The 9,042-nt window shown below is 58.3% G+C and carries 8 protein-coding genes and 1 tRNA gene; 6 read left to right on the top strand and 3 right to left on the bottom strand.

The genetic code is table 11. The features are described 5' to 3' along the window. Window positions 1–218: 218 nt before the first annotated feature. The 6 genes from RTP97_RS13385 to RTP97_RS13360 all read left to right on the top strand — a co-directional run bounded on the left by RTP97_RS13385 (window position 219) and on the right by RTP97_RS13360 (window position 4,541). Window positions 219–295 (top strand) — tRNA-Arg (locus RTP97_RS13385). 148 nt (window positions 296–443) lie between these two features. Further along, entirely contained in the window at window positions 444–1,010 is a 567-nt protein-coding gene (gene yqaB / locus RTP97_RS13380; RefSeq protein ID WP_312414385.1) for a fructose-1-phosphate/6-phosphogluconate phosphatase, read from the top strand. Continuing rightward, entirely contained in the window at window positions 1,007–1,435 is a 429-nt protein-coding gene (locus RTP97_RS13375) for a YqaA family protein (protein WP_312414382.1), read from the top strand. The genes yqaB and RTP97_RS13375 overlap by 4 nt, the downstream gene beginning before the upstream one ends. A gap of 78 nt (window positions 1,436–1,513) precedes the next feature. Beyond that, the gene (gene gshA / locus RTP97_RS13370; RefSeq protein ID WP_312414379.1) at window positions 1,514–3,058 is read left to right on the top strand and encodes a glutamate--cysteine ligase; all 1,545 of its coding nucleotides are present in this window, start codon (window positions 1,514–1,516) and stop codon (window positions 3,056–3,058) included. Between the two features lie 150 nt (window positions 3,059–3,208). Further along, on the top strand, window positions 3,209–3,724 hold the full coding sequence (gene luxS / locus RTP97_RS13365; RefSeq protein WP_312414376.1) for an S-ribosylhomocysteine lyase: 516 nt from the start codon (window positions 3,209–3,211) through the stop codon (window positions 3,722–3,724). Between the two features lie 58 nt (window positions 3,725–3,782). Further along, complete coding sequence (locus RTP97_RS13360; RefSeq protein WP_312414375.1) at window positions 3,783–4,541, top strand: helix-turn-helix transcriptional regulator; 759 nt, start codon at window positions 3,783–3,785, stop codon at window positions 4,539–4,541. On the opposite strand, the gene leuA is transcribed toward RTP97_RS13360, so the two are convergent. The 3 genes from leuA to emrA form a co-directional block, all read right to left on the bottom strand. Then, window positions 4,538–6,187 (bottom strand): 2-isopropylmalate synthase, encoded by a 1,650-nt coding sequence (gene leuA / locus RTP97_RS13355; protein WP_312414373.1) that lies wholly within the window; start codon window positions 6,185–6,187, stop codon window positions 4,538–4,540. The genes RTP97_RS13360 and leuA overlap by 4 nt on opposite strands. A 102-nt stretch (window positions 6,188–6,289) precedes the next feature. Continuing rightward, window positions 6,290–7,837, bottom strand: a complete 1,548-nt coding sequence (emrB, locus tag RTP97_RS13350; protein ID WP_312414371.1) for a multidrug efflux MFS transporter permease subunit EmrB — start codon at window positions 7,835–7,837, stop codon at window positions 6,290–6,292. 5 nt (window positions 7,838–7,842) lie between these two features. After that, window positions 7,843–9,018: a multidrug efflux MFS transporter periplasmic adaptor subunit EmrA gene (gene emrA / locus RTP97_RS13345; protein WP_312414369.1), complete on the bottom strand. Its 1,176-nt coding sequence runs from the start codon at window positions 9,016–9,018 to the stop codon at window positions 7,843–7,845. Window positions 9,019–9,042: the final 24 nt, after the last annotated feature.

Genomic DNA, 9,042 nt, shown 5'->3' with positions numbered 1-9,042 from the left:
AGTACTCGGCTACGAACCGAGCGGTCGGAGGTTCGAATCCTCCCGGATGCACCATATTCTCCGAGATAACAGCAAAACTGTTGTTTCACGGTCTGCGAGATTATCGCCAGCACCAGGGAGGATAACGTTGCGTAAGCAACGGCCCGAAGGGCGAGGCGACAGCCGAGTAATCCTCTCGGAGTGTTGCAAACAAAGAAGAAGTAAAGCAGTACCCTGATGCATCCGTAGCTCAGCTGGATAGAGTACTCGGCTACGAACCGAGCGGTCGGAGGTTCGAATCCTCCCGGATGCACCATCTTATCGTGATATTATCCTCTCTGTTTCATCCTCATAATTTCTCTGTTAAATATCCTGTTTCACCTCCTAACTCTCTATCGCCATCAGCGACAAAACGCCCTGGTTACGTTAAAGTAATGTTCTGTTATCCGCAGTGTGAGAATGCGATGTACGAACGTTATGACGGTCTGATTTTCGATATGGATGGCACCATCCTGGATACCGAACCTACCCATCGTAAAGCCTGGCACGACGTGCTGGCGCACTATGGCATGCGCTTTGACGAGCAGGCCATCGTTGCGCTTAACGGCTCGCCGACCTGGCGCATTGCGCAGGCGGTGATTGAGTGGAACCACGGCGATCTCGATCCCTATGCGCTGGCGCAAGAAAAAACCGAGGCGGTGAAGGCGATGCTGCTGGACACCGTAGAGCCGCTGCCGCTGATCGAGGTGGTAAAAGCGTGGCACGGTCGTCGTCCTATGGCGGTAGGCACCGGCAGCGAACGCGCCATTGCCGAAGCGCTGCTGGCTCACCTTGACCTGCGCCAGTACTTTGACGCCGTGGTCGCCGCCGACGACGTCGAGCACCACAAGCCCGCGCCCGATACCTTCCTGCTCTGCGCCGAGCTAATGGGCGTCGATCCCACCAAATGCGTGGTATTTGAAGACGCTGACTTTGGTCTGGAGGCGGCACGGCGGGCTGGAATGGATGCGGTGGACGTGCGTAAGCTATGAGCGACGCACTGTCACTCTTTTCCCTTTTTACCAGCAGCTTTCTCAGCGCCACGCTACTGCCGGGCAGTTCGGAAGTGCTGCTGGTCGCCATGTTAATCTCTGGCGTCAGTCAGCCCTGGCTACTTTTGTTAATAGCAACAATAGGTAATAGCCTTGGAGGGGTGACTAACGTTATCCTTGGACGTTTCTTTCCGCTGCGTAAAACGTCACGCTGGCAGGAAAAAGCCCAACACTATTTGAAACGTTATGGCGCAGCCACGCTATTATTGAGCTGGATGCCTGTTATCGGTGATCTGCTGTGCCTGCTTGCGGGATGGATGCGCATTGCGTGGGGGCCGGTTATCTTTTTTTTATGCCTTGGCAAGGGGCTACGCTACGCCGTCCTGACGGCCGCAACCCTGCAAGGCATAACGTGGTGGCACTAATTGGTTGGTCATACGCTTTGATCGTCAACCATTACAATTATGCTTATTAGAAATGATTTCGACAGGCGGGAGGTCAACTTGATCCCGGACGTATCACAGGCGCTGTCCTGGCTGGAAAAAAATCCTCATGTCCTGAAAGGGATTATGCGAGGGCTGGAGCGCGAAACGCTGCGCGTTAACGCTGACGGCACGCTTGCAACAACCGGACATCCGGAGCAGCTTGGCGCAACGCTGACACATAAATGGATCACTACTGATTTCGCGGAAGCGCTGCTGGAATTTATTACCCCGGTTGATGGCGATATCGATCATATGCTGACGGTGCTGCGCGACGTGCACCGTTACACCGTGCGTAACCTGGGGGATGAACGGCTGTGGCCGCTGAGTATGCCCTGCTACATTGAGAATGGGCAGGATATCGAGCTGGCGCAGTACGGCACATCCAATATTGGTCGTCTCAAGACGCTCTACCGCGAGGGGTTAAAAAACCGCTACGGTGCGCTGATGCAGACCATCTCGGGCGTGCACTACAACTTTTCCCTGCCGATGGCCTTCTGGCAGGCAAAGTGTGGCAGTACGGATAAAGAGGCGGTCTCCGACGGCTATTTCCGGCTGATCCGCAACTACTACCGCTTCGGCTGGGTGATCCCCTACCTGTTTGGCGCGTCACCGGCTATCTGCTCCTCATTCCTGCAGGGTAAACCGACCACGCTGCCGTTTGAAAAGACGGAAGGGGGGATGTACTACCTGCCGTATGCCACCTCGCTGCGTCTGAGCGACCTCGGCTATACCAATAAATCGCAAAGCAATCTCGGTATTACGTTTAACGATTTAGAGGGTTATGTGGCAGCATTGAAAGGGGCGATCAAAACGCCGTCCGCTGACTACGAGAAGATGGGGCTGACGAAGGATGGCAAGCATCTGCAGATCAACACCAATATTCTGCAGATCGAGAATGAGCTCTATGCCCCGGTGCGGCCAAAACGGGTGACCCGCAGCGGCGAAGCGCCGTCGGATGCGCTCCTGCGCGGCGGCATTGAGTACATTGAGGTTCGCTCCCTGGATATTAACCCCTTCTCGGCGGTGGGCGTGGACGAGCAGCAGGTTCGCTTCCTCGATCTGTTTATGGTCTGGTGCGTACTGGCCGATGCGCCAGAGATGAGCAGCGATGAGCTACTCTGCACCCGTACCAACTGGAATCGCGTGATTCTGGAGGGGCGCAAGCCGGGCCTGACGCTGGGCATCGGGTGTGAAACCGCCCAGTTCCCGCTGAAAGAGGTCGGTAAAGATCTGTTCCGCGACCTTAAGCGCGTCGCGCTGACGCTGGACAGCATTGAGGGCGGTAGTGCCTATGCAGAAGTGTGCGACCAGCTGGTGGCAAGCTTTGATAATCCGGAGCTGACCTTCTCGGCGCGTATTCTGCACTCGATGCTCGAAAGCGGTATCGGTGGCACCGGCAAGGCGCTGGCGGCACAGTATCGTGATATGCTGCGGGAAGAGCCGCTGGAGGTTCTGTTGGAAGAGGACTTCACCAACGAGCGCGATGCATCCTGGGCGCGCCAGCGGGAGATCGAGGCGGCGGATAGCGAGTCGTTTGAGGATCTGCTGGCAAGACACGCCTGACAGAAAAGAAAAAGGCCACATTGCTGTGGCCAAAATTTCATCTCTGAATACAGGGATGATGATAACAAATGCGCGTCTTTCATATACTCAGACTTGCATGCGTTCAAAGAGTTCACTTAATTTTAAAAAAATCACTCCGGAGGTGACAAAATGCCGTTGTTGGATAGCTTCACTGTCGATCACACCCGTATGGAAGCCCCTGCTGTTCGCGTTGCGAAAACCATGAACACGCCGCACGGCGATACCATCACCGTCTTCGATCTGCGTTTCTGCATCCCGAACAAAGAAGTGATGCCGGAAAAGGGCATCCATACGCTGGAGCACCTGTTTGCAGGCTTTATGCGCGACCACCTGAACGGTAACGGCGTTGAGATCATTGATATCTCGCCGATGGGCTGCCGTACCGGCTTCTACATGAGCCTGATTGGCACGCCTGACGAGCAGCGCGTTGCCGACGCGTGGAAAGCGGCGATGGCCGACGTGCTGAAGGTGAAAGAGCAGAACCAGATCCCTGAGCTGAACGTCTACCAGTGCGGGACCTACCAGATGCACTCTCTGGACGAGGCGCAGGAGATTGCGCGTCATATCCTGGATCGCGACGTGCGCGTCAACAGCAACGACGCGCTGGCGCTGCCGAAAGAGAAGCTGCAAGAGCTGCATATCTAGTGAACGTGCCCGGTGGCGCTCGCGCTTACCGGGCCTACGACAGGCTCTGCGCCCGGCAATGACCACCACCACGATCTTCTCTTTTACCCACCGCCCCCTGATCCCCTTTGCCCATGATTATGTGCATGGCGACAGTGAGCCGTGGCATCAGCATGACTGCGCGCAGCTGCTGCATAGCCTGAGCGGCGTGGTAAGAGTTGATACCGCAGCAGGCTGCTGGGTGGTGCCGCCGGGGCGGGGCGTCTGGCTCCCTGCCGCGACGCAGCATGCATTACGTATTACCGGCAACGTTGCCGCCCGCACGCTATTTATCGATCCTTTAGCACGCGCCGACCTGCCTGCGTCCTGCCAGATCGTGCAAATTTCTCCTCTGCTGCGCGAGCTGATTGTCTCGTCCTTCGATCTGGCCGAGCGCTACACGCCGGGCAGCCGCGATGAGCGAGTCTACGAGCTGATCCTCGATGAGATCCGTGTGATGCAGGCGCTGCCTTTCCATCTTCCTGAACCACACAGCGACCTGCTGCGCACCCTTTGCCAGCAGATCGGCGAAGAGCCTGCCCGGGAGTGGACCACGACCCTGGCGGCGAGTTTGACCAATATGAGCGAGCGTACGCTCAACCGCCACTTTCAGCAGCAAACGGGGTTAAGCTTCGGAGAGTGGGTACGCCGGGCGCGCCTGATGGAAGCCCTGCTGCGCCTGGCGCAGGGGCAGTCGGTGCTGCGTGTGGCGCTGGATACCGGCTACGGCAGCCATAGCGCCTTTACCGCCATGTTTCGCCGGGTGATGGGCGTTTCACCCAGCGACTACTTTCGTTAGGCCAGCGTATTCAACAGTGCCTGGAGTGACGCGCGAGCAACGTCGTTATCGATGCCTACGCCCCAGCGGCTGCTACCATTCTGAAACAGACAGTGAATATAGGCGACCGAGCGGCTGTCGCTGCGCTCGCCCAAAGTGTGCTCATGATAATCTTTTATCACGAACGGCTGCGCTACCCACGACGATAACCCGCTGGCTGCGGCAGAGAGCAATCCGTTGCCGCACCCTTCAAGCTGTCGCGTTTCGCCATCGCTCGAAACGGCGGCGGTTAACCGTAACAGTCCATCCTGCTGGCTTTCACTGCTGTAGCTGAGCAGATGGAAGCGCGGCACTGCCACCAGCCCGTAGCGACTGCGGAAAAGCTGCCAGAGCGCATTTTGCGTCATCTCTTTGCCATCCTCGTCGGCTTCCCGCTGCACGTGCTGGCTGAAGTCCTGCTGTAGGGCGCGGGGCAGCGTCAGGCCGTGATTCTGTTCAATAAGCCACGCGCTGCCGCTCTTGCCCGACTGGCTATTAACGCGGATCACTGCCTCATAGGTGCAGCCGATATCCTGCGGATCGATAGGCAGATAGGGCATCTCCCAGCGTTCACCGGGCCTGCGCGCGTCGAATCCTTTTTTGATCGCATCCTGGTGGGAACCGGAAAAGGCGGTATAGGCCAGTCGCCCCGCCCAGGGATGACGAGGGTGCACCGGCAGCTGATTGCAGCTCTCCACCACCTCCACCACGCGGGTCATATCGCTGAAATCCAGCCCCGGCGTGACGCCCTGGCTGTAGAGATTCATCGCCAGCGTCACCAGACAGACGTTGCCGGTACGCTCGCCGTTGCCAAACAGACAGCCTTCAACGCGATCCGCCCCGGCCATAACGGCCAGCTCGGCGCTCGCCACCCCCGTACCGCGATCGTTATGCGGATGGACGCTGATGCAGACCGCCTCGCGCTGGCTGAAGTGGCGGCAGAACCACTCAATCTGATCGGCATAAACGTTAGGCGTATTCACCTCCACGGTGGCGGGCAGGTTGATGATCATTGGCCGGTCGGCACTGGGCTGCCAGATAGCCGCCACCGCTTCGCAAATCTCCAGGGCGAACTCCGGCTCGGTAAAGCAGAAGGTTTCCGGCGAGTACTCATACTGCCAGCGCGTTTGCGGGTTCTCCTCGCACAGCTTGCGGATCAGGCGCGTACTGCGGGTGGCGAGTTCAATAACCTGTGCCTTCTCCATGCCAAAGACCAGACGGCGAAACAGTGGCGCAGTGGCATTGTAGAGATGTACCGTTGCACGGTTGGCACCGCGCAGCGCGTCGAAGGTTCGCGTAATTAAATCCTCGCGTGCCTGAGTTAATACCTGGATCGTCACGTCGTCGGGAATATAATCTTTTTCAATCAGCTGGCGAACGAAATTGAAATCGGTCTGCGAAGCGGACGGGAAGGCCACTTCAATCTCCTTAAAGCCGCATTCGATCAGCAGGTTCCAGAGCTGCATTTTACGCGCCACGTCCATTGGCTCGGCCAGGGCCTGGTTGCCGTCACGCAGATCGGTGGAGAGCCAGCGCGGCGCATGGGTAATCTGCTTTTCCGGCCACGTGCGATCGGGTAGGGAGAGAGGGGGGTAGGGCTGGTATTTTTGTGCGGGGTTTTTCAGCATGATGTGCTCCTGTTGTCTTTTCACTATCGTGAAGCGATTTCAGGAGCACGGCTTTATCAGGACGGACAATCCCTGTCGCAGTCCGGTCAATTTACTTGGCGATCAGTGCGCGCCGCCGCCGCCGCTGCCTGCACCAAACGGCGGTTTAGCAAACCACACCAGCCCCAGCATGATCACAAATATCCCCGCGGACATCCAAAATATCTCGTTTGCCGAGATAATCAGGCCCTGGTTGGTGATCTGCTGGGCTATCCAGCCCGAGGCCTGCTGCTGTGACATCCCCATTCCCTGCAGCTGGTCATACATCGCCTGGGCGTTGGGATTATAGGGACTCACCGACTCCGTGAGCTGGGCGTGATGTAGCGATTCCCGGTTGGTCCATAGCGTGGTGGTGATGGAGGTGCCGATGGAGCCTGCCAGCGTACGCGAAAAGTTCGACAGGCTGGAGGCGGCCGCAAGACGCTCAGGCGGCAATCCAGACAGGATAATGGTCGTCAGCGGCATAAAGAAGCAGGCGACGGCAAAGCCCTGGATAAACTGCGGTAGCGCCGAGGCGGCAAAGTCCATACCTGGCTCAAACGTATAGGCCCGCCAGTAGAAGCAGACCGCATACATGATAAAGCTGAAGGTAACCAGCCGACGCATATCCAGCTTGTGGGCAAAGCGGCCGATTATCGGCGACAGGATCACCGGGATGATCCCGACCGGCGCAGACGCTAACCCCGCCCAGGTGGCCGTGTAGCCGTAGACCTCCTGCAATAGCTGCGGCAGCAGCACAATCGCGCCAAAGTAGAGCATGTAGGCCATGCTGATACAGAGGCAGCCTATAGTGAAGTTGCGCGACTTAAACAGCGAGAGATCGACTATTGGGTTCTCGTCGGTTAGCTCCCAGACTATCAGGAAGCTTAGCGCCACCACCGCCACAATGGTCAGGATGATGATCTCCCTGGAGTTGAACCAGTCCAGCTCTTTCCCCTGGTCGAGCATCACCTGCAGGCTGCCGATGCCGATCACCAGCAGCGCCAGCCCGACGGCATCAATGCGCCGCTGCTCGGTGCGGGTTTCCCGGCCGCGCAGGCTCTGCATCGCCATCACGACGACCACGATACCGATCGGCACGTTGATAAAGAAGATCCAGCCCCAGTGGTAGTTATCGCTGATGTAGCCGCCCAGAATCGGGCCGCAGATTGGCGCAACGATCACCGTCATTGACCACAGTGCCAGCGCGATAGAGCGCTTCGCCGGTGGGTAGTTGCTGAGCAGCAGGCTTTGCGAGAGCGGGATTAGCGGCCCGGCAACGATCCCCTGCAGCACGCGGAAGAAGATCAGCATGTTGAGGCTGGTCGACATGCCGCAGGCCCAGGAGGCGATGGCGAAGGCGATGGTCGACCAGAGGAACAGCTTCACCTCGCCAACGCGCTTCGCCAGCCAGCCGGTGATCGGGATGGAGATGGCGTTTGCCACCCCAAACGAGGTGATTACCCACGTCCCCTGGCTCAGGGAGGAGCCAAGGTTACCGGCAATGGTCGGGATCGCCACGTTGGCGATGGTGGAGTCCAGCACCTGCATAAAGGTCGCCAGCGACAGCGCAATGGTCATAATGACCAGCTGCGCCCCCTCCAGCGGTTTTCTCGGTTGCGTAGCGCTCATCAGGGTTAGCCCGCGTTGGCCTGCACGATATCGTTAATCAGGGTATTCACCGGCTCAAGGCCGATCTCCCGCGCGTTACTCTCATAGGCTGGCGTGGTGCGTGCCTGGCTGGCCAGCACCTGACCGTCGCTGTTGCTGGTGTCTACCGTGACCAGCGTCGACAGGCCAATACGCAGCGGATGCTGGGAGAGCTGGTTGGCATCCAGTTCAATACGCACCGGCAGACGCTGAACCACTTTGATCCAGTTTCCGGTGGCGTTTTGCGCCGGAAGCAGCGAGAAGGCGCTGCCGGTACCCATATCGAGACCGACCACCTTACCGGTGTAGGTCACCTCATCGCCGTAGATATCGCTGACCACGGTCGCGCTCTGGCCAATGCGCATATGCGCCAGCTGGGTCTCTTTAAAGTTGGCATCGACCCATAGACCAGAGGCTGGCACTACCGCCATCAGCGCAGTAGAGGGGCTGATCTGCGCGCCAGGCTGTACCGCCCGACGGGAGACGTAGCCGGTCATCGGACTGACGATTTTGGTACGCTGCAGGGCGAGCCAGGCATTGCGTACTTCGGTCGCGGCCTGCTGCACCGCAGGCTGATCTTCCAGGCGAGTGCCGAGGATCATCGCCTGGTTGGCGTTATACTGCTGAACTGCCACGTCGAGCTGGGCCTGGGCACTGGCCACGGCGTCGCGAGCGTGCTGAAGCTCTTCACGGCCAATCAGGTTGGCGGTACCCAGCGGCACGCGGCGGTTGAGATCGCTCTGCGCCTGGGCGAGGGCGGTCTTCTGCACCTCAATATTGGCCTGGTACTGCTTGCTGTTGATCATCAGCTGGCGGGTCTGGCGCACGCTGGAGGCCAGCTCGGTCTGCGCTTTTTCGAACGCCTGCTGAGCGTCGGTCGGATCCAGCGTGACCAGCACGTCACCCTGTTTCACAAAGTCGGTGTTGTCGGCCCAGACTTTCGTTACGCTGCCGGACACCTGCGCCATGATTTGAACCTGGTTCCCTGCCACGTATGCGTCGTCGGTCTCTTCGTGATGACGCAGAACTAAAAACCAGTAGATCCCATATGCCACGGCAATAACGATAAAGAGCAAAGCCAGAATAAGCAGGATGCGCGTACGCTTACCTTTCTTATTGTTGACCGGTTGCTGCGGGGTTTGACTCTCCGCATTTGCGCTCATGTTTGTTCTCCACGATCTTATTAT

It is taken from the genome of Pseudescherichia sp. (assembly GCF_031998825.1).
GTDB lineage: Bacteria > Pseudomonadota > Gammaproteobacteria > Enterobacterales > Enterobacteriaceae > Pseudescherichia.
The sequence above is the reverse complement of the archived record's forward strand: the minus strand, read 5'-3'. Positions and strand labels throughout refer to the sequence as shown.